Below are 992 nucleotides of genomic sequence, written 5' to 3'. Positions count from 1 at the left end.
TGTCAAATTTCTCTTCCTCAAACTTCCTTTCCATAGCTCTCCCCTGTTATTTCTCCCAATGATTCCATTAATGTTCGCTGTATCGATGTGAACAACAGCTCAATCTTCTTTAGATACCTTTCCATCTTTCAATAGTCGTTTAGTTCATGCGTGAACACACCCAATAACAAAAACCCAAACCACCACCATCCAGATGGTGAACCCGATACATCGACTGAGCTATTGTCCAACATCCAATAGATGAACAGCACTAATGCTGATACAAATGATGTTGTTGAGATTGCGGTTAATACTCTTTCCATTCCTATTGTTTTATTGGTTCAAAATCTGGGGATAGTTTTCTTTCAGCCATTCCTTGGATTCAAAATACCCATCGATTTCATCAATGACAGTTTCGTCGATATGATCCACCATTTCCCTGTTTTTCATATCCTGCCACTCGTCGTTTGTCAATCCCATTGAATCTATAAGCGATTCTAGGTTATATCCTTGTTTTGCATGACAGAATCCCAATAATTGTTGTTCCACCAAGTTCAATTGATTGTATTTTTCTGGGTATTTCATTGTTATTGATTTTTTAGTTCTAATACTTCCTTCGCCTCATCAATCGATGATTGTCCCAATGTGTCCTCTCCAAAATATCCATCGAATCGTTCAATTACATTTTTCAACACTTCAACCAACCTTTGCTCCCTTTCCTTGGTGGATTGGAGTTCCTTGTGCGATTTTCTATAAATAGCAATAATTTCCTTGTCCCTGTCTCTTATCTCGTTTAAGATCAGTAGGAAATCTTCCCATTCGTTCATTTCAAACCCTATTTTAAGAGCTTCCAAATCTTGTTGTTCAGTTTTCGTCATATTCTATTCTTTAGGTAGTTGTGAATTGTTCTAAAATGAATTCGGGTGTCAGGTGTTTTAGCATTCCTGGATAACTTTTACAGAACTTAATTAGCTCTAATGATTCCTCCTTAGTGGATTTGTTCTGTTGGTTGG

General features: G+C 37.2%; 3 protein-coding genes. All 3 read right to left on the bottom strand.

Annotated features, from left to right (window positions below):
- Nucleotides 1-128: 128 nt before the first annotated feature.
- The 3 genes from DX873_RS19005 to DX873_RS18710 are packed head-to-tail and all read right to left on the bottom strand — an operon-like array spanning nt 129 to nt 857.
- Nucleotides 129-302: a hypothetical protein gene (locus DX873_RS19005; RefSeq protein ID WP_181899567.1), complete on the bottom strand. Its 174-nt coding sequence runs from the start codon at nt 300-302 to the stop codon at nt 129-131.
- 10 nt (nt 303-312) lie between these two features.
- Nucleotides 313-564, bottom strand: a complete 252-nt coding sequence (locus tag DX873_RS18715; protein ID WP_116186022.1) for a hypothetical protein — start codon at nt 562-564, stop codon at nt 313-315.
- A gap of 2 nt (nt 565-566) precedes the next feature.
- Entirely contained in the window at nt 567-857 is a 291-nt protein-coding gene (locus DX873_RS18710; protein WP_116186021.1) for a hypothetical protein, read from the bottom strand.
- Between the last annotated feature and the right edge of the window lie 135 nt (nt 858-992).

The sequence above is a fragment of the Flagellimonas nanhaiensis genome (assembly GCF_003382275.1).
Lineage (GTDB): Bacteria > Bacteroidota > Bacteroidia > Flavobacteriales > Flavobacteriaceae > Flagellimonas > Flagellimonas nanhaiensis.
Note: the sequence above shows the minus strand (reverse complement) of the source record. Positions and strands in the feature narration are given on the sequence as shown.